Genomic DNA, 18,004 nt, shown 5'->3' with positions numbered 1-18,004 from the left:
GTCAGGCCCCCTTCCCGGCGAGTGCGGGTTCCGCGCCGCGGGTCCGCCCGCCGGGCAGTCGGCGGACGCCCATGTGGTCAGCGCTCAGGCCGGACAGCCGGTACTTGCCGGAACCGAAGAATCGCGTCCGCACCAGCAACGACATGAGTGGCTTGGTGAACCAGAACGCCACGGCGAGATCGATCAGCGTGGTCAGGGCCAACGTGAACGCGAATCCGCGGATGCCACCGATCGCCAGGATGAACAACACGATCGCGGAGAGCAGCGAGACCGCATTGGCGATCATGATGGTACGCCGGGCCTTGACCCACGCCGTCTCCACGGCCGAGCGCAGGGTCCTCCCCTCGCGGACCTCGTCACGGATCTTGGCGTAGTAGATGACGAAGGAGTCCGCCGTCAGACCGATCGCCGCCACCGCCCCGGCGATGGCCGGCAGGTTCAACGCGAAACCGGTGATCGAACCCAGCAGCACCATTGCCTCATACGTCAGCGCACCCGCGATCACCAGCGTGGCGACCACCACGATGCCGAGCGCGCGGTAGTAGAGGAAGCAGTAGCCGAGCACCAGCAGCAGGCCGACGGCGCCCGCGATCAGGCCGGCGCGCAACTGGTCCGCACCGAGCGTCGGCGACACCGTCTCCGCCGAGTCGACCGTGAACGACAACGGCAGCGCGCCGTACTTCAGCACGTTGGCGAGCTCGTTGGCGCTGTCCTGGTTGAAGGAGCCGGAGATCTCGGCCTGGCCGCCGGCGATGGGCTGGTTGACGCTCGGCGCGGAGACGGTGTCGCCGTCCAGCACGATCGCGAACTGGTTCTGTGGCTGCTGCTTCGTGGCCAGCGTACCGGTCGCCCGTTCGAAGGCGGCCGATCCCTGACCGTTGAACTGGAGCGTGACAACCCACTCGAAGCGGCCCTGCGGGATGCCCGCCTGCGCGCCGGTCACGTCCTGGCCGCTGATCAGCATCGGACCGAGCAGGAACTTCGCCGTCCCGGCCGTGTCGCAGGAGAACAGCGGCTGGTCGGCCACGTCCGGGAACGGCTGACCGCAGGTCCACTGGGCAAAGTCGGCGAGGTCTTGTTCCGAGGGCTGCCAGTTGAGCGCCTGGTCGGGCGCCGTCGCGCCCGGCTGGCCCTCGACGCTGGGGCGCGGCGCGAGCGGCTCCGGCGGGGCCGTCGGCAGACCGGGCCCGGGACGCCGGTTGCCCTCGGCCGGCGGTGGTTCCTCCGGCGGTGCGGTCGCCTCGGCGCCGGGCTGACCGCCGGCGTTCGGCGGCGGGGTCACCGATTCCATCTGGTACACGGGCCGGAACCGCAGTTGCGCGGTGGTGCCGACGAGGCGGACCAGTTCTTCCTGGTCGACGTTCGGCACGGCGACGACGATCTGCCGGTCACCGGAGGTGGTGATCTCCGCCTCGCCGACGCCGAGCCCGTTCACGCGCTGCTCGATGATCTGGCGGGCCTGTTCCAGGCTGGTCGGGTCGACGGCGCCGGTTCCAGTGGTGTTGGTGGCCGTCAGGGTGACGGTGGTGCCGCCGCGCAGGTCGAGCCCGAGCCGGGGCACCCAGGTCCCGAAGGCCGCCATCGCGCCGGCCAGGGCCGCGATCACCACGCCGAAGATGATCAGCGTGCGGACAGGATGAATCTTTCGTGCTGCCACGGATCGGTTACCTCATCAGCCGTTCAGCGGTCGGCGGGTGGCTTGGCACCGCCGGTGTCCTGGTCGTCCACCGGGTCGGATGCCGGCGGGATGCTCTCGGGTCCGGAGGGCTCCGCTGCCGGATCCTCGACCGCCGGCACGTCGGTGAACTCGTCGCCGTCGCCGTCGGGCAGCACCTGCACGATCGCCTGCTTGACCACGGTCACGATCACTCCGGGGGCGATCTCGATCCGGGCCTGCCGGTCGCCGACCTCGGCGACGGTGCCGATGACCCCGGACGCCGTCATCACGCGGGCGCCGACGGTGGCCGACTCGAGGGTCCGTGCCTGTTCCTTCTGCCGATTGCGGGTCGGGCGGATGATCAGGAAGTAGAAACCGACGACCATCAGGGCGATCAGCCCGAGCGTGGTCAGGTTCTCGAGATTCATTCGGCTCCTCGTTCGGCGGTGCTCTGCTCGTTGCGCACGTGTCCCCGCGCCTACCCGGCGGGCACGGCGCGCACACTCGTGCCTTCCGACCGCCGGAGTCTACCCAGACAACCCGTGAATCCCGCACCGGCCGCGCCGACCCGCTGCGCTCAGTCGGCGTCGAAGAGGCTCGGATCGCTGCGATTGTTCGGCGGCAACAGGCCCAGATGCGCCCAGCCCGCGGGCGTTGCGACCCGTCCGCGGGGGGTACGCATCATCAACCCCTCCCGGACCAGGAACGGCTCGGCAACCTCCTCGACCGTCTCCGGCTCCTCACCCACGGCGATGGCCAGCGTGGACAGCCCGACCGGGCCGCCGGCGAAGCGCCGGCACATGGCCTCCAGGACGCCACGGTCCAGCCGGTCGAGTCCGCGCTCATCCACCTCGTAGAGCGCCAGTGCCGCCCGCGCCAGCTCCAGGGTCACCGCGCCGTCGGCCTTGACCTGGGCGTAGTCGCGCACGCGGCGCAGCAACCGGTTCGCGATCCGCGGCGTACCCCGGGAGCGGCCGGCGATCTCGGCGGCGGCGTCGGGCGCCAGAGCGACGCCCAGCCGCTGCGCCGACCGCGAGACGATCTCGCACAGGGCGTCGGCATCGTAGAAGTCCAGTTGGGCGGTGAACCCGAAGCGATCGCGCAGCGGACCCGGCAGCAGCCCGGCCCTGGTGGTCGCGCCGACCAGGGTGAACCGCGGGATCTCCAGCGGAATGGCCGTGGCGCCCGGCCCCTTGCCGACGACCACGTCGACCCGGAAGTCCTCCATCGCGAGGTAGAGCATCTCCTCGGCGGCACGCGACATCCGGTGGATCTCGTCGAGGAAGAAGACCTCGCCCTCCCCCAGCCCGGACAAGATCGCCGCCAGGTCGCCGGCGTGCTGGATCGCCGGCCCGGACGAGATCCGCAGCGCGACGCCCAGCTCATTGGCGATGATCATCGCCAGCGTCGTCTTGCCCAGCCCGGGCGGCCCGGACAACAAGACGTGGTCCGGCACGTGCTCGCGCCCGCGCGCGGCAGACAGCACGAGCCCGAGCTGGTCGGCGACCCGCGGCTGGCCGCCGAAGTCGGCCAGCCGCTGCGGTCGCAGGGCGGCCTCCGCGGCCGCCTCGTCCGGGCCGGCCGCCGGGTCGACCGGTGATCCGTCGCGCCGGCCGCCGGGATCGCGGGAGTCGCTGTCGGCAGACACCCGGCCATTCTGCCAGCCGGTCATCCGCCGCCCCCGGTGCGCGATCGGGCGATCACTTGCGCGCGAGGGTCTGCAGCGCGGCCCGCATCAGGTCGGCGACGCCCGCGCGCTCGTCGGCCATCGGCGCGACCCGGTCGCACGCCGCCTCGGCTTCCTTGGCCGACCATCCCAGGCCCTGCAGGCCGGCCAGCACCTGCTCGCGCCACGCCGCCGTCGGCGAGGCGGGCGCCGCGACCCCCGCCGGACCGACCGCGTTGATCTTGTCGCGCAATTCGATGCAGATCCGTTCGGCGCCCTTGCGACCGATCCCCGGCACCCGGGTCAGGGTGGCAAGATCACCGGCGGCAATGGCGGCCCGCAGATCGTCCGGCCCGTGCACCGCCAGGGCCGCCTGGGCGAGCTTCGGCCCGACGCCATTGGCGGTGATCAACAGTTCGAACAGATCGCGCTCGTCGGCATCGGCGAAGCCGTAGAGGGTCATCGAGTCCTCGCGGACGACCATCGAGGTGGCGAGCCGGGTCCGCTCGCCGGGCCGCAGCTCGCTCGCCGTCGCCGGCGTGATCAGCACCAGTACGCCGAATCCGGAGAGATCGATCACCGCCGAGGTCGTGCCGACCCGGTCGACCGTGCCTGCCAGATGCGCGATCACGCCTTCCTCCCGCCGCGGGCGTGGGCGGCCACCGCGGCCGCGTACCCGTTCGTCGGTCGGGAGGCGCCCGCCACCGCATCGGCGTACCGTCCGGCGGCGCCGCCGCGCCACAGGTGACAGATCGCCAGGGCCAGCGCGTCGGCGGCATCCGCGGGCCTCGGCGCCTCCGGCAGGCGCAGGATCCGGGTCACCATCTCGCCGACCTGGCGCTTGTCGGCGCGGCCGGAGCCGGTGATCGCCGCCTTCACCTCGCTCGGCGTGTGCAGCACCACCGGCAGCCCGGCGCGCGCCGCGACCAGCATCGCCACCCCTGCCGCCTGCGCGGTGCCCATCACCGTCTGTACGTTGTGCTGGGCGAACACCCGCTCGATCGTCACCACCTCGGGCCGGTGTTCGGCGAGCCAGTCCTGCACCGCCCGCTCGATCTGCACCAGCCGGCGCGCCGGATCGAGCTCGGCCGGTGTCCTGGCCACCCCGACCGCGACCAGCGCCGGCGGCCGGCCGACGGTCCCCTCGACCACGCCCAACCCGCAGCGGGTCAGGCCCGGGTCGATCCCGAGCACGCGCATCCGGCCTCCTGATCGATAGAACACGTGTTCGGATGTTAGCGGCGGGCGCGGCGGTTGGCGGTCCGGCGCGCCGGGCCCGCCGCCGGTCGGCCCCCGGCGTTGCTAGCTTGCTCGCGAATCTGTCGGCGCCGGGCGGTCGGGGACCAACATGCTGCGCATCCATTTCACCGAGCGGGACCTGACCAGCGTCGTCCTGGCCGACGACGTCTCGTTGATGTGGGAGCTCGTGTTGAGCGTGCACCGGCTCCAGGCGCGTCGCCGGCACCGGGCGTTCGATGCGTGGCAGGCCGAGGTGCTCGCCGCCGGCCTGCCGGAGCAGTGCCGCGTGCTGCTGCACCTCGCGCCCCCGATCGGCTACACCCCCGACTTCCTCACCCCCGAGGACGCGGTGACCAGCATCGATGCCGGCCGCGACGCCATCGCCGACACCGACCGCAGCATCGTCGGCGCCCAGGTCGCCGAGCTCGACGCCGAACGGGGGCTGGCCGCGGCGCAGCGGCCGGCCGTCGACATCGACGCGCTCGTCAAGGCGCTCGACGTGTACTGGCACCTCGCGCTGGCGCCCTACTGGCAACGCATCCGCCGGCGCGTCCACGAAGACCTCGAGGTACGCCGCCAACTGCTCGCGACCAGCGGCATCGCGGCGCTGCTGGAGTCGCTCGGGCCTGGGATCGAGTGGCAGCCGCCCTTTTTGATCATCAAGGGCCCGCGCCGCTCGGCGGACCTGCACCTCGACGGCCGCGGGATCGTGCTGCAGCCGGCGTACTTCTGCCTCGACGACCCGACCAAGCTGCGCGACCCGCTGGGCCGACCGACCCTGGTCCACCCCACCGCGCACGACCCCGAGGTGCTGGCGGCCGGGGAGGACACCGCCGATCCGGGCGTCGCCCGGCTGATCGGGCCGGCCCGGCACGAGATCCTCGGCGCCGCCGCCGTACCCGGCACCACCAGCGATCTGGCCGACCGGGCCAGCGTGTCGGTGTCCGCGGCCAGCCGGCATGCCGCGGTCCTCCGGGCCGCGGGGCTCCTGGCGTCCTACCGGACGGGGCGCAGCGTCGAGCACCGCCTCACCGACCTCGGCCGGACCCTGCTCGACGGCGCCTGAGCCTCCGCCCGCCGGAACCCGCGTACGCCTGCTCGCCCCGGCCACCGGCCGCCGCCCCGCCGGAACCGACCGCTCGCCCGGGTTCTGGTCGCCGACGCCGGCCGATGCCGGCCGAAACCCCGACGAGCGGTCGGTTTCGGCGGCGATGCGGCAGCCCGGGCCAGCCAGAACCTGGGCGAGTGGTCGGTTCCGGCGGGGCGGCGACCCCGGACCAGCTCGACGCAGTCAGGCGCCGGGCACCTTTGCGTCCTTCTGCAAAGGATTGTCGTCCCCGATCCGCTCCGGCCAGCGTGGTGTTCGCAACAACCGGACACTCACGAAGGGCAGGAAAGATCATGACCACCACGACCATCCGTCCCGACGGAATCCGCAGGACGATCGCCGGCATCGCCGCGACCCTCGCGCTCGGCGGCGGCCTCGCCGTCGGCGTCGCGACCACGGCGCCGATCGACCGGGCCAGCGCCGTGAGCTGCGCCGCGCAGACCGACGCCACCGCCGAGGCGACGGCGATGATCGACGCCGCCTGCGCCGAGGTCGCGGCCGGCACCCTCTACTCGTGGGGCGGCGGGCACGACGCCGAGCCCGGCCCGTCGACCGGCATCCCGAATCCCGACGCCGGCTACGACCACACCAACCGCACCGGCCTGGACTGCTCGGGCCTGGTCCGCTGGGCCTGGTTCAAGGCGACGGGCGTCGACTTCGGCGGCGTGGCCACCAGCGGGATGCCCGACGCGCTCGAGGCGAACGGCTTCACCGATGTCGGAACCGACGAGGCCAATTGGCAGCCCGGCGACATCATCATCTGGACCGGGCACACCGCGATCTACCTCGGCGGCGGGCAGATGGTGCAGGCCCAGGGCGCCGACGAGGGCCTGAACGTGAAGCCGGTGAGCTCGCAGGGCGACCGGACGCGGGTGGGCACCTTCCGGCACGGCGGCGACGGCGGCGGAACCGTCCCGCCACCCAGCCCGGGCGGACAGTCGATCACGGTGTACGCCACGGACGTCAACGTCCGCAGCGACGCCACCAGCCAGAGCACCTCGGTCGGCAAGGTCAGCCAGCGCGCGGCCAACTTCACCTGCCAGAAGCGGGGCGAGAGCGTCAGCTCCGAGGGCTACACCAACGACCTGTGGTCCTACTCCGACGAGCTCGGCGGCTATGTGAACAACGTGTTCCTGCAGGGCCCGGCCGACTTCGGCCTGCCGACCTGCTGACCACCCGCAGCCACACCGACTCCAGGAGATGATCATGAACACCAGCAAGCTTCGCACCGGCGGCCTCACCCTGGCAGCGACCGCGCTCGCCGCGACCGGCGCCCTGGCCCCGACCTCCCTGTCCCCGACCGCCCCGGCGCATGCCGCGGACGGCCAGTCGATCACGGTGTACGCCACGGACGTCAACGTCCGCAGCGACGCCACCAGCCAGAGCACCTCCGTGGGCAAGGTCAGTCAGCGCACCGCGGTCTTCACCTGCCAGAAGGCCGGCGAGACCGTCAGCTCCGACGGCTACACCAACAACCTGTGGTCGCGCAGCGACGAGCTCGGCGGCTACGTGAACAACGTGTTCCTGCAGGGCCCGGCCGACTTCGGCCTGCCCGCCTGCGACGGCGACTCCGAGCCGACACAGCCGCCGGCGCCCGGGGGCGAGGACGTCACGCTCGACCAGCTCAAGACGCTGTTCCCGAACGACATCCACGACGAGGCGACGCTGGCCGAGGACCTGGCCAACCTGAACGCCGAGATGAAGGCGGCCGGCATCACCACGCCGGCACGCAAGGCGGCGTTCCTGGCCACGCTCGCCTCGGAGAGCGGCCTCGCCTACGACCGCGAGGAGGGCGACCAGTCGCACAACCAGCCCTACTGGGGCCGCGGCTACATCCAGCTCACCACCGCGGACAACTACGCCGCCGCGTCGAACGCGCTGGGGGTCGACCTCTCCAGCAACCCTGAGCTGGCGATGAGCCGGGACCACAGCGCCAGGATCGCGACCTGGTACTGGACCGATCGCGACCTGAACGCGGCGGCCGATGCGCTCGACATGGCGGCGGTCAACAAGGGCATCGGCTACCGCGCCAACGACGCCGAGGACACCAAGCGCTGCAACAACTTCACTGCCGCGCTGACCCTGTTCAACGGCGGCTCGCTGCCCGGCGAGGTGAACTGCGCCCGCTGACCGGGAACCGCTCCGGCGCACGAGAAGCGACGGGGCGGCCGGCGAGAGCCGGCCGCCCCGTTTCGCTGCCCGGGTCGGGCGCGCGCTCAGGCGTCGGCCAGCGCGTCCTCGGGGACGTCGGCATTGGTGTAGACGTTCTGCACGTCGTCGGAGTCCTCGAGCGCGTCGACGATCTTCTCCAGCTTCGCGGCGTCGTCGGCGTCGACGGTCTGGGTGTAGTCGGGCACGAAGCCGACCTCGGCGGAGTCGTAGTCCAGGCCGGCGGCCTGCACGGCCTTGCGGACCTCGACCAGCTCGTTCGGGCCGGAGACGATCTCGAACACCTCGCCCAGGTCGTTGACCTCCTCCGGCCCCGCATCGAGCGTGGCCTCCAGCAGGTCGTCCTCGGACACCGCGCGTCCGTCCTGGTTCTTCTCCAGCACCACCACGCCCTTGCGCTGGAAGATCCGGGCCGTCGAACCGACATCGGCCATCGTGCCGCCGTTGCGCGTCACCGCGACCCGGACATCGGAGGCCGACCGGTTGCGATTGTCGGTCAGGCACTCGATCAGCATCGCGATCCCGGCCGGGCCGTACGCCTCGTACATCACGGTCTCGTAGTTGGCACCGCCGCCGTCCAGGCCGCCGCCGCGTTTGACCGCGCGGTCGATGTTGTCGTTCGGGACGCTGGACTTCTTCGCCTTCTGGATGGCGTCGTACAGCGTCGGGTTACCGGCCGGATCGGGGCCGCCCAACCGGGCCGCCACCTCGACGTTCTTGATCAACTTGGCGAACAGCTTGCCGCGCTTCGCGTCGATCACGGCCTTCTTGTGCTTGGTCGTCGCCCATTTGGAGTGTCCACTCATAACTTGCCCATCCTACTGCTCCCGCCCGTACAACAGCACCGTGTCGGTCACCTCGTAGCCGACCGACTCATACAGCTCGAAGCGGCGCTCCGTCGCGTCCACGCCGAGGCCGCCGCCGTCCAGCCCGGCGGTGGCGAACGAGGCGAGGGTACGCTGCAGCAAGGCCCGCGCCACGCCGCGCCCGCGCCAGTCGGGGCGGACGCCGAGCCGGTCGGTCCAGCCCTCCGCATACGCACCCGGGTGTTCCTGGGCGGTCGCGGAGTTCAGGGCATAGCCGACGACCTCGCCGCGTGACAGCGCGACCCACGACCACTCCGGGCGGGCCGCCCGCCGTTCGATCGACTGGCGCCAGGCGTCGGGCGGGACCGGCTGGCTGCCCCAGCCCTGCGCGAATGCGTCGTTGTGGGCGAGCCGGACCGGCTCGGACAGCGCCGCGGTGAACGGGACCAGCTCGATGCCCACGGGATCGGGCGCGATCGGTCGCTCGCCGGCGCGGTCGAGCTGCACGTGCAGGTCGCTGAACCAGCGCAGCGGTGCGAGCCCGTTGCGTTCGTACAGCCGGCGGCGGCTGTTCAGGTGCTCATCGGCGTACGCCTCGACCCGCAGGCCGCCGCTCGCCCCGGTCTCGCGGTGGTGTTCCCGGGCGCGGCGGAGCTGCCACTCGAACACCCCGCGGCCGATCCGGTGGTAGCGCCACGCCGGGTGGACCACGCCGGTCAGCACCACCCGCACCGGGTCCACGTCGCCGGCACGCGGATGGTTCCAGCCGTACGCCACCACCGAGCCGCCCTCGCTGCCGATCACCGCGTGCTCGGACGGGTCGACCGGCGACTCGTCGAAGTCGGCGCGCAAACGCTCCAGGCCGTGCCGATCGGCCGGGTCGTCGAGATGTTCGGCGGCGGCGAGGAGGTCGGCCAGCGCCCCGAGGTCGTCGCGGCGCAGCGGGCGCCAGTCCAGATCCGTGCGCGCGAGATCGCTGTGGGCGAGATCCTGGATCACCGTTGATCCTCCTCGGTTGTCGACAATGCCCACCCTATGTCCGACGGGGTCGGGCGCCTACCGTCGCGGCCGGCCGGTCAGCGATCCGGCCCGACCCGGGCATCGATCACCGCGGCAAGCGCGGCGAGCACCCCCTCGGTGACCGCGCCGGCGTCGTCGCCGGCATCGAGCCGCGCGAAACCCGCATCCACGAGCTGGTGCGTCATCGCCACGAGCAGCGCGAGATCGGCGGGCCTCCCGGGTCCGAGCAGTTCGCGCCACGCCCCCGTGACCGCGTCGCTGCCCGCATGGACGTCGGCGAGTTCGCGGCGAAGCTGCTCCGGCAGCGCCCCCTCGCGCGCGATGCCCATCAACCAGCCGTGGCCGGACCGTGCGGCCTGGTCCAGGTTGCCGCGCGCCCAGGCGAGCAGTCGCTCCCGCGCGTCGTCGCGGCCGGCGACGGCGGCGTCGACGGCGGCCAACCAGGGCGGCAGGTGCCGGGTCAGCACGAGGCCGCGCAACTCGTCCACCGAGCGCACATAGCTGTAGAGCGAGTTGCGGGCGATCCCGACCTCACGGCTGACCGCCGCCGCGGTCAGCGCACCCGGGCCGCCGCTACGCATGATCGTCTCGGCCGCGTCGATCAGCGCCGCGAGCACGCGCTCGTGGTGTTCCTGGACGGTGGGGGCGGCGATCCGCGGCATGCCGGACACCCTACCGCCGGGATTTGTTCCCGACACCTGCGTCGGTATGATGCCGACACAGGTGTCGGAAACTGTCCGGCCGAACGAGAGGAACATCGATGGGACGAAAGATCTATCTGGCCACGGCTGTCTGGACCGCGCTCGGCCTGGCCAGCGGGCTGTTCTACCGCGAGTTCACCAAGCTGAACGGGTTCACCGGCGACACCCAGCTCGCCGTCGCCCACACGCACGCGCTCGCCCTGGGCACCACGGTGGGGCTGGTGGTGCTCGGTCTGCGTCAGGTGTTCGGGCTGACCGGACGCCGGTTCGCCGCCTGGTTCTGGCTGTGGAACGCGGGTCTCGCGCTGACCTTCGGCACGCTCGTGGCGAAGGGGTCGCTGCAGGTGCTCGGCAGCGCCGCCGCCGACTCCAAGATGCTCGCCGGCATCGCCGGGCTGGGCCACATGAGTCTGACCGCGGCGCTCGTGCTGCTCTTCCTCGCGCTCGCCCCGCGGCTGCGCTCCGACGCCGCGCACCGCAGCGACGACGCCGCCGCGCTCGCGACGCGCTGAGCGGGCTCAGCGCCAGACAGTGCTGCCGCGCCGGGCGAGCACGGGGCTGACCGGCCGGCGCTCGCGGCCCAGCCGGGCCTCCGCGTCCTCGACCACCGGGCGTACCCGGGTCCACTCGACCATCGGCCAACCCTGCGCATCGGCGACCCGGAGCAGGCCGAGGTCCGGGCACACCGCCACCGGCCGGCCGACCGCGCTGAGCATCGGCTCGTCGGCATGGGAGTCGGCATAGGCGTAGCTGCGGTCCAGGTCGATCCCGTGCAACTGCGCGTAGTGCCGCAGCCACGCGCCGCGCGACTCCCCCACCATCGGCGGACCGGTCAGGAATCCGGTGCAGATGCCGTCGTCGTCGGTCTCCAGGTCGGCGGCCACGATCACGTCGAAGTAGCGGCGCAGCGGACGGGTCAGCGGGCGGATCACGCCGGTGATCAACACCGTGGTGTGCCCCGCGGCCCGGTGCTCCTCGACGCGACGCAGTGCATCGGGCGACAACCGGCCGAGGATCTGCGCATCCAGCTCGGTGTCGACGAGGCGATCGAGCGCGGCCAGATCGGCCCCGGCGTAGCGGCGGTAGAAGCTGCGCAGGAACGTGCCGCGGTCCCGGCTCTCCGCCACCAGGTAGTCCGGCACCCGGCGGGCGAGCGCGGCGACCTCGCCGAGCCGACCGGCCGGACCCAGCTCGGGCAGCCGCGCCCACAGATAGGTCTCGACGACATTCGTCGCCAGCATGGTGCCGTCCAGGTCGAAGGCGGCGAGGACGTCGGTGGCCTTCGGCAGCGGGGCGGCACCCCGGGCGACCTTCTCCTGGCGGGAGCGCCGGTGCTCGCCGCGGCGGACGGGCGCGGTGACGCTCGGCGTGTGCACCTCGCCCATGTAGTGCCGCCAGTCATAGGCCCCGGAGTCGAACGCCCAGTCCGCGGCATCGGCAGGGTCGAGCGAGCGGTGCAACGCGAGCGTGTGATCGTCGACGAAGTGCAGCTCGGACTGCAGGTACTCCCCGTACAGGGTCAGGTAGCGCTCCAGGAATTCCAGCTCGGCGCTGGCCTTGTCCACCCGGCGGGCGAGCTCGCGCGTGGTCCGCGATCGGGGCAGGAAGCGCAGGGCCCCGCGGGCGGCGTCCACCCCGGTCCGGTACCAGCGCAGCTTCCGGTCGACCGCGGCGGCGCCGGGGAAGTCCCATTCGGGCAGCTCCGGATTCTTGCCGTTGATCTCGAACGGATGCTCCTGGAAGTACGCGCGGATGATCTGGTAGATCCGCGAATAGGTCAGCGGATTGCGCGCTCCCGAGTTGAGATGGAAGTACTCCGGCCGGCCCACCTCGGGGTCGGTGGCACAGACCGCCAGCGTGGCGTTGACGACGAGGTCGACCGGAATGATGTCGATCACCGAGTCGGGCGACGCCGGGAACTCCGGCATCTGGCCCTTGCCGTAGGCCATGATCAGCGGCTCGGCCATCTTGAAGCCCTCGATCCAGCCCGGGTAGGGCTGGCTCAGCGCCGACTCGACGATCGCCGGCCGGACGATGCTGACCTTGATCGTCGAGCCCAGATCCTCCACGGCCCGCTCGGCCATCGCCTTCGCGAACGTGTAGACATCGGTCCAGCCCAGCGACCGGGCGCGCTCGGTGCCGGCCTCGACGAGCCGCTCGGCGACCCATTCCAGCCGGCGCCGCTCGGTGTCGCGGGAGGTGGTCAGGTACCCGGCCTTGCGGTGGTCGCGCTCGGCCGCGCGGCGCAGCTCGGCCAGTTGGCCCGGGGTGCGGGACTGCTTCTCGATGGTCTCGCTCATCTCCATCGCCTGAGCGGTCTCGGCCAGATAGTCGACATCGTGGTCGTGCGCGGCCTCGGGGATCGCGCCGCGGCGGCGGCCCGCGGTGTAGGCGGTGGAGACGTGGACATAGTGCGGTACGCGCTCCAGCGTCCCGTCGGGACCGGTGCACGCCTCGATGGTCCGCTCGATCAACGCCCGGGTGCCCAACACATTGGTGCTGAAGGCCTTGTCGATGGGCGGGTCGAAGGACACATCGCCGGCGCAGTGCAGGACGATGTCGAGGTCTCGCGGCAGCGCCGGCACGTCCGGCAGATCGCCCGCGATCACCTCGATCCGGTCGGCCAGCAGATTGGCCACCCCGTCCGGCCGCTCGGGCGTGGCGGCGGCCTCGCGCGCGGAGGCGAAGATGCTCTTCTGCAGCAGGGCGCGGACCCGGGTCTCCGCCGGCCGCTTGCCCTTCGGGCGTACCAACAACGCCACCTTCGTGTCGGGCAGCTGCGTCAGGATCTTCCACAACAACAACTCACCGATGAAGCCGGTGACGCCGGTCATCACGATCTTCTTGCCGCCCAACAGCTCGGCGAGTCGCCCGTCCAGGACCGTCCCCGTCGGCTGGCCGGGGGCGACGCCGAAGCTGGCCGCGGGCGCGTGCTCGCCGAACCCCGCGTGGCCGGAGTCGGGGCTGTCCGGCGGGGCGCTCGACGTCATCTGGGCTGCTCTCCTTCGGCGGATGTCGCACCGGCGGGGTCCGGGCCGGCGGGCTCGGCGCCCCGGCAGATCGCCAGCGCGTCGGGCAGGGAGAAGTTACCGACATACAGGGCGGTTCCGACAATCGCGCCCTCCACGCCGATCGGCACCAGGCCCCGCAGACGCCGCAGGTCCTCCAGCGTGGACACGCCACCGCTGGCCACGACGGCGGCGTCCGTGCGGGCACAGATGTTGCCGAGCAGTTCGTAGTTGGGCCCGGACAACATGCCGTCGGAGGCGACATCGGTGACCACGAAGCGCGCGCAGCCCGCCTCGGACAGCCTGGCCAGCGTGGCGTAGACGTCGCCACCCTCGCGGGTCCAGCCGCGGGCGGCGAGTCGGTCGTTGCGCACGTCCAGCCCGATGGCGATCCGGTCGCCGTGCGCGGCGATGATCTCCTCGCACCAGTCCGGGTTCTCCAGCGCGGCGGTGCCGATGTTCACCCGGCGGCAGCCGGTCGCCAGGGCCCGCTCCAGGCTGGCATCGTCGCGGATGCCCCCGGACAGCTCGACCTGCAGGTCCATGGCCGCGACCACCTCGGCGATCACCTCGGCATTGTCGCCGCGGCCGAACGCCGCATCGAGGTCGACCAGGTGGATCCACTCCGCGCCGCCGTCCTGCCAACGCCGCGCGGCCGCCAACGGATCGCCGAACACCTTCTCGGTGCCGTCGACGCCCTGGACAAGCTGGACGGCCTGACCGCCCTTGACGTCGACGGCGGGCAACAGCTCGAGTTGAAGCACCAGCCGACCCTACTCGACACCGGCCGGGCCGGACCGCCACGACAGGACAGGGCGCCTCAGCCGGCCGGGACCAGGCTGTCGACCCAGTTGTGCAGCAGCCGCGCACCGGCCTCGCCGGACTTCTCCGGGTGGAACTGGGTGCTGGCCAACGCCCCCCACTCCACCGCGGCGACGAACCGGTCGCCGTCGTGCTCGGCCCAGGTGACCACCGCGTCGCCGGGCAGCCCCGCCGCCTCGCGCACCGCATAGCTGTGCACGAAGTAGAAGCGCTCGTCCGCCACCTGGTCGAACAGCCGGCTGCCGGCGCCCGGTTGCACGGTGTTCCAGCCGATGTGCGGCAGCCGCCGGGCCTGGAGTCGCTCGACCGTCCCCGGATAGATCTGGCAGCCGGTGCTGGCGACGCCGTGCTCGACGCCGCTGGTGAAGAGCACCTGGTGTCCGACACAGATGCCGAGCACCGGGCGGGAGGCGGCCAACCGGTCCGCGATCAGGCTCGGGCCGTCGACACTGACCAGGCCGTCCATGCAGGCGGCGAAGGCGCCCACACCGGGCACCACCAGGCCGTCCGCGGCGGCCACCGCCTCCGGGTCGGCGGTGATCTCGACCTCGGCGCCCGCCGCGGCGAGCGCGCGGGAGGCCGAGTGCAGATTGCCGGATCCGTAGTCGAGCAGGACGACCCGCGGCCCGCGCAGCAGGCCGAGGGCCGACGTCACAACGCACCCTTGGTGCTGGGCACCCCGTCGACCCGGGGATCCGGCTCGACCGCCGCCCGCAGCGCGCGGGCCAGCGCCTTGTACTGGGCCTCGGCGATGTGGTGCGGGTCGCGCCCGGCCAGCAGCCGCAGGTGGACGCAGATGCCCGCATGGTGGGCGATCGACTCGACGACATGCGCGGTCAGCGACCCGGGATAGGGCACCTGTCCGCGGCCGCCGCCGATCAGGGCGTACGCCTGCAGCTCCGGTTCCCCGGACACGACGCTGTACGGCCGCCCGGAGGCATCCACCACGCAGTGCGCCAGCGCCTCGTCCAGCGGGACCGTGGCGTCGCCGAAGCGGCGGATGCCGGCCTTGTCGCCCAGCGCCTCGCGGATCGCCTGCCCGAGCACGATCGCCGTGTCCTCGACGCTGTGGTGCGCATCGACCTCGACATCGCCCACGGTCTCGATCTGCAGGTCGATCAGCGAGTGCTTGCCGAGCGCGGTCAGCATGTGGTCGAAGAACGGTACGCCGGTGCTGATCGCGGTCCGGCCCGTCCCGTCCAGGTCGACGCGGACCGTGACGCGCGATTCCGCCGTCTCGCGGGTCAGTTCGGCGGTGCGGCTCATCGGGGGGCCTCCTCGGCGGACGGGCGGGGGTCGGTGATCGGCAGGTCCAGCTCGCGGGCGACCTCGAGCAGCGCGTCGCGGAAGGCCGCCATCTCCTGCGGCGTACCCGCCGAGACGCGCAACCAGCCGGCCGGCCCGGTCTCGCGGACCAGCACGCCGCGGTCCAGCAGACCCTGCCACACCGCGTGCCGGTCGGTGAAGGTACCGAAGAGCACGAAATTGGCATCGGACTCGGCCACGCGCAGCCCGGCCCGGGTCAGCCAGTCGGCCAGCCCGTCGCGCTCGGCACGCAGCGCGGCGACCTGACCGAGCAGCTCCGCCGAGTGCCGAAGCGCGACCCGGGCCGCACGCTGGCTGAGCGCGGACAGGTGGTACGGCAGCCGGACGATCCGGCAGGCGTCGACCACGGCCGGATCGGCGGCCAGATAGCCCAGCCGCCCGCCCGCGAACCCGAAGGCCTTGGACATCGTGCGGCTGACCACCAGCCTGGGGTGGCCCGGCAGCAGTTCCAGCGCCGACCGGGTGCCCGGCCGGGCGAATTCGGCGTACGCCTCGTCGATGATCACCAGGCCGGGTGCGGCGGCCAGCACCGCCTCGATCAGCTCCGACGGCGTCGCGGTCCCGGTCGGATTGTTCGGCGAGGCGATCAGGACGACGTCCGGGCGCCGCTCGGCGATCTCGGCCACGGCGGCGTCCGGGTCGATGCTGAAGTCGTCGCGGCGCGGGACGTGCAGCATCGCCGTGTGGGTGTTGCGGGCGTACTCGGGATACATCGAGTAGGTCGGCGGAAAGGTCAGCAGGCTGCGGCCGGGACCGCCGAAGGCCTGCAGGAGCTGGGTCATCACCTCGTTGCTGCCATTGGCGACCCAGACATTCGCGGCGGTCAGGCCGTGCCCGAGGTAGGCCGCCAGGTCCGCGCGCAGATCCGCGGCCTCGCGGTCGGGATAGCGGTTCAGCCCGGCGGCCTCCTCCGCGATCGCGGCCCCGAGTTCGGTACGCATGGCCGCCGGCGCCGGGTAGGGATTCTCGTTCACGTTGAGGCGTACCGGCACGTCCAGTTGGGGCGCGCCGTACGGCTCCTGTCCGGCCAGCTCCGGGCGCAGCGGCAGATCGGCGAGGCGGCTCATCGCGGATCCTCCTCGACCCCGGCCCCATCGACCCGGGCCCCGTCGACCCGGGCCCCCTCGACCAGGGCCAAGTCGAATCGTGCGCTCACCGCGGCCCCGTGCGCGGGCAGGTCCTCGGCCTCGGCGAAGGTGACCACGGCGTCGGCGATCTCGGCCAGCCCGGAGCGGTCGTAGTCGATCACGTGCACGGCCTTGAGGAAGGTGCGCACGTTCAGGCCCGAGGAATGACAGGCACAGCCGGCGGTCGGCAGGACGTGGGTGCTGCCCGCGGCATAGTCGCCGAGCGAGACCGGCGACCACGCGCCGACGAAGATCGCGCCCGCATTGCGGATCCGGGCCGCGACGGAGGCGGCGTCGCGGGTCTGGATCTCCAGGTGTTCGGCGGCATAGGCGTCGGCCACAGCGATCCCGGCAGCGAGGTCGTCGACCAGCACCATCGCCGACTGCGGGCCGCCCAGCGCGGTGGCGATCCGCTCGGCGTGCTTGGCGGCGGCGACCCGCGATTCGAGCTCGGCGGCGACCGAGTCGGCCAGGGCGGGCGCATCGGTGATCAACACGGCGCCGGCGAGCGGGTCGTGCTCGGCCTGGGAGATCAGGTCGGCGGCGACGTGGGCGGGCTCGGCGCTGTCGTCGGCGAGGACGGCGATCTCGGTCGGTCCGGCCTCGGCGTCGATGCCGACCTGGCCGCGCAGCAGGCGCTTGGCCGCAACGACGTAGATGTTGCCGGGCCCGGTGACGAGATCGACGCGCTCGCACAGGCCGGGGACCCCGTGGGCGAACATCGCGATGGCCTGCGCCCCGCCGACGGCGTACACCTCGTCCACGCCGAGCAGGCCGCAGACCGCGAGCACCGCCGGGTGCGGCAGCCCGCCGAAATCGCGTTGCGGCGGGGAGGCCACGGCGATTCGGTCGACGCCTGCGACCTGGGCCGGAACGACGTTCATCAACACGCTGGACGACAGCGGCGCCAGCCCGCCGGGCACGTAGAGCCCGACCCGGGAGACCGGGATCATCCGCTGGCCGACCCGCGCGCCGGGCGCGAGCTCGACCACCGTGGACCGATCGCCGCCCTCGGCCGCGGCGACCCGCCGACGCCGGTCGATCGCGACCTCGAATGCGGCACGAAGTTCGGGATCCAGGCCGGCGACCGCGTCCGCGATGGCGGCTGCCGGCACCCGGAAGCTGTCGGGTACCACATGATCGAACCGCTCGGAGTACTCGGCCAGCGCATCGGCGCCGCGCGCGGCCACGTCGTCGATCACCGGCGCGACGACTCGCGCCGCGGCGGCCACGTCGAACGGCGCGCGCGGCACGATCGCGGTCAGGTCCTCGGCGGCCAGGTCGCGGCCGCGCAGGTCGATGGTGCGGATCACCCGCCCGATTCTAGGAGCCGGCACCGCCGGGCGCCTGCCGGT

The 18,004-nt window shown here is 72.5% G+C and carries 18 protein-coding genes; 4 read left to right on the top strand and 14 right to left on the bottom strand.

Annotated features, from left to right (window positions below; genetic code table 11):
• Position 1: 1 nt before the first annotated feature.
• The 5 genes from secD to ruvC all read right to left on the bottom strand — a co-directional run bounded on the left by secD (position 2) and on the right by ruvC (position 4,523).
• A complete protein-coding gene (gene secD, locus ACXDC7_RS10295) occupies positions 2 to 1,657 on the bottom strand; it encodes a protein translocase subunit SecD (protein WP_343045807.1) in 1,656 nt (551 codons plus the stop codon).
• Positions 1,658 to 1,680: 23 nt separating this feature from the next.
• Positions 1,681 to 2,085, bottom strand: a complete 405-nt coding sequence (gene yajC, locus ACXDC7_RS10290) for a preprotein translocase subunit YajC (protein WP_459222060.1) — start codon at positions 2,083 to 2,085, stop codon at positions 1,681 to 1,683.
• A 149-nt stretch (positions 2,086 to 2,234) separates the two neighbouring features.
• Positions 2,235 to 3,305: a Holliday junction branch migration DNA helicase RuvB gene (gene ruvB / locus ACXDC7_RS10285; protein WP_459222059.1), complete on the bottom strand. Its 1,071-nt coding sequence runs from the start codon at positions 3,303 to 3,305 to the stop codon at positions 2,235 to 2,237.
• A gap of 52 nt (positions 3,306 to 3,357) precedes the next feature.
• Positions 3,358 to 3,954: a Holliday junction branch migration protein RuvA gene (gene ruvA, locus ACXDC7_RS10280; RefSeq protein ID WP_459222058.1), complete on the bottom strand. Its 597-nt coding sequence runs from the start codon at positions 3,952 to 3,954 to the stop codon at positions 3,358 to 3,360.
• Positions 3,951 to 4,523 carry a crossover junction endodeoxyribonuclease RuvC gene (gene ruvC / locus ACXDC7_RS10275; protein WP_459222057.1) on the bottom strand — a complete coding sequence of 191 codons (573 nt, stop codon included), beginning with the start codon at positions 4,521 to 4,523 and terminating at the stop codon, positions 3,951 to 3,953. Before ruvC ends, ruvA begins: the two co-directional genes overlap by 4 nt.
• Before the next feature lie 148 nt (positions 4,524 to 4,671).
• On the opposite strand from ruvC, the gene ACXDC7_RS10270 reads away from it, so the two are divergent.
• From ACXDC7_RS10270 to ACXDC7_RS10260, 3 genes are all read left to right on the top strand, one after another.
• Positions 4,672 to 5,628 (top strand): ArsR/SmtB family transcription factor, encoded by a 957-nt coding sequence (locus ACXDC7_RS10270; RefSeq protein ID WP_179443644.1) that lies wholly within the window; start codon positions 4,672 to 4,674, stop codon positions 5,626 to 5,628.
• A gap of 335 nt (positions 5,629 to 5,963) precedes the next feature.
• Positions 5,964 to 6,842, top strand: coding sequence for an NlpC/P60 family protein (locus ACXDC7_RS10265; protein WP_459222056.1), 879 nt, complete (start codon positions 5,964 to 5,966; stop codon positions 6,840 to 6,842).
• A 34-nt stretch (positions 6,843 to 6,876) separates the two neighbouring features.
• Positions 6,877 to 7,800 carry a glycoside hydrolase family 19 protein gene (locus ACXDC7_RS10260; protein WP_459222055.1) on the top strand — a complete coding sequence of 308 codons (924 nt, stop codon included), beginning with the start codon at positions 6,877 to 6,879 and terminating at the stop codon, positions 7,798 to 7,800.
• Between the two features lie 86 nt (positions 7,801 to 7,886).
• Here the strand turns inward: ACXDC7_RS10260 and ACXDC7_RS10255 are convergent, their stop codons facing one another.
• The 3 genes from ACXDC7_RS10255 to ACXDC7_RS10245 all read right to left on the bottom strand — a co-directional run bounded on the left by ACXDC7_RS10255 (position 7,887) and on the right by ACXDC7_RS10245 (position 10,327).
• Positions 7,887 to 8,645 carry a YebC/PmpR family DNA-binding transcriptional regulator gene (locus tag ACXDC7_RS10255; protein ID WP_179443647.1) on the bottom strand — a complete coding sequence of 253 codons (759 nt, stop codon included), beginning with the start codon at positions 8,643 to 8,645 and terminating at the stop codon, positions 7,887 to 7,889.
• A 12-nt stretch (positions 8,646 to 8,657) separates the two neighbouring features.
• Positions 8,658 to 9,644 carry a GNAT family N-acetyltransferase gene (locus ACXDC7_RS10250; RefSeq protein WP_179443648.1) on the bottom strand — a complete coding sequence of 329 codons (987 nt, stop codon included), beginning with the start codon at positions 9,642 to 9,644 and terminating at the stop codon, positions 8,658 to 8,660.
• A 77-nt stretch (positions 9,645 to 9,721) separates the two neighbouring features.
• The gene (locus ACXDC7_RS10245) at positions 9,722 to 10,327 is read right to left on the bottom strand and encodes a TetR/AcrR family transcriptional regulator (protein WP_179443649.1); all 606 of its coding nucleotides are present in this window, start codon (positions 10,325 to 10,327) and stop codon (positions 9,722 to 9,724) included.
• A gap of 98 nt (positions 10,328 to 10,425) precedes the next feature.
• Here ACXDC7_RS10245 and ACXDC7_RS10240 point away from each other — a divergent pair, with 98 nt between their 5' ends.
• Complete coding sequence (locus tag ACXDC7_RS10240; RefSeq protein WP_459222054.1) at positions 10,426 to 10,878, top strand: DUF2871 domain-containing protein; 453 nt, start codon at positions 10,426 to 10,428, stop codon at positions 10,876 to 10,878.
• Positions 10,879 to 10,884: 6 nt separating this feature from the next.
• On the opposite strand, the gene ACXDC7_RS10235 is transcribed toward ACXDC7_RS10240, so the two are convergent.
• The 6 genes from ACXDC7_RS10235 to hisD are packed head-to-tail and all read right to left on the bottom strand — an operon-like array spanning position 10,885 to position 17,962.
• Complete coding sequence (locus ACXDC7_RS10235) at positions 10,885 to 13,356, bottom strand: HAD-IB family hydrolase (protein WP_459222053.1); 2,472 nt, start codon at positions 13,354 to 13,356, stop codon at positions 10,885 to 10,887.
• Positions 13,353 to 14,141, bottom strand: a complete 789-nt coding sequence (gene priA, locus ACXDC7_RS10230; RefSeq protein WP_179446345.1) for a bifunctional 1-(5-phosphoribosyl)-5-((5-phosphoribosylamino)methylideneamino)imidazole-4-carboxamide isomerase/phosphoribosylanthranilate isomerase PriA — start codon at positions 14,139 to 14,141, stop codon at positions 13,353 to 13,355. The genes ACXDC7_RS10235 and priA overlap by 4 nt, the downstream gene beginning before the upstream one ends.
• Positions 14,142 to 14,194: 53 nt before the next feature.
• Entirely contained in the window at positions 14,195 to 14,851 is a 657-nt protein-coding gene (gene hisH / locus ACXDC7_RS10225; RefSeq protein WP_343045809.1) for an imidazole glycerol phosphate synthase subunit HisH, read from the bottom strand.
• Positions 14,848 to 15,462, bottom strand: coding sequence for an imidazoleglycerol-phosphate dehydratase HisB (hisB, locus tag ACXDC7_RS10220; RefSeq protein WP_179443652.1), 615 nt, complete (start codon positions 15,460 to 15,462; stop codon positions 14,848 to 14,850). The genes hisH and hisB overlap by 4 nt, the downstream gene beginning before the upstream one ends.
• Positions 15,459 to 16,589, bottom strand: coding sequence for a histidinol-phosphate transaminase (locus tag ACXDC7_RS10215; RefSeq protein ID WP_179443653.1), 1,131 nt, complete (start codon positions 16,587 to 16,589; stop codon positions 15,459 to 15,461). The genes hisB and ACXDC7_RS10215 overlap by 4 nt, the downstream gene beginning before the upstream one ends.
• Complete coding sequence (gene hisD, locus ACXDC7_RS10210) at positions 16,586 to 17,962, bottom strand: histidinol dehydrogenase (RefSeq protein WP_343045810.1); 1,377 nt, start codon at positions 17,960 to 17,962, stop codon at positions 16,586 to 16,588. The genes ACXDC7_RS10215 and hisD overlap by 4 nt, the downstream gene beginning before the upstream one ends.
• Between the last annotated feature and the right edge of the window lie 42 nt (positions 17,963 to 18,004).

It is taken from the genome of Naumannella huperziae, from assembly GCF_054073625.1.
The sequence above is the reverse complement of the archived record's forward strand: the minus strand, read 5'-3'. Positions and strand labels throughout refer to the sequence as shown.

Excerpts from the sequence above, each read along its gene's own strand:
- yajC (WP_459222060.1), bottom strand. The coding sequence starts at position 2,085 with ATGAATCTCGAGAACCTGACCACGCTCGGGCTGATCGCCCTGATGGTC.
- ruvC (WP_459222057.1), bottom strand. The coding sequence starts at position 4,523 with ATGCGCGTGCTCGGGATCGACCCGGGCCTGACCCGCTGCGGGTTGGGC.
- ACXDC7_RS10270 (WP_179443644.1), top strand. The coding sequence starts at position 4,672 with ATGCTGCGCATCCATTTCACCGAGCGGGACCTGACCAGCGTCGTCCTG.
- ACXDC7_RS10265 (WP_459222056.1), top strand. The coding sequence starts at position 5,964 with ATGACCACCACGACCATCCGTCCCGACGGAATCCGCAGGACGATCGCC.
- ACXDC7_RS10260 (WP_459222055.1), top strand. The coding sequence starts at position 6,877 with ATGAACACCAGCAAGCTTCGCACCGGCGGCCTCACCCTGGCAGCGACC.
- ACXDC7_RS10255 (WP_179443647.1), bottom strand. The coding sequence starts at position 8,645 with ATGAGTGGACACTCCAAATGGGCGACGACCAAGCACAAGAAGGCCGTG.
- ACXDC7_RS10245 (WP_179443649.1), bottom strand. The coding sequence starts at position 10,327 with ATGCCGCGGATCGCCGCCCCCACCGTCCAGGAACACCACGAGCGCGTG.
- ACXDC7_RS10240 (WP_459222054.1), top strand. The coding sequence starts at position 10,426 with ATGGGACGAAAGATCTATCTGGCCACGGCTGTCTGGACCGCGCTCGGC.
- ACXDC7_RS10235 (WP_459222053.1), bottom strand. The coding sequence starts at position 13,356 with ATGACGTCGAGCGCCCCGCCGGACAGCCCCGACTCCGGCCACGCGGGG.
- hisB (WP_179443652.1), bottom strand. The coding sequence starts at position 15,462 with ATGAGCCGCACCGCCGAACTGACCCGCGAGACGGCGGAATCGCGCGTC.
- ACXDC7_RS10215 (WP_179443653.1), bottom strand. The coding sequence starts at position 16,589 with ATGAGCCGCCTCGCCGATCTGCCGCTGCGCCCGGAGCTGGCCGGACAG.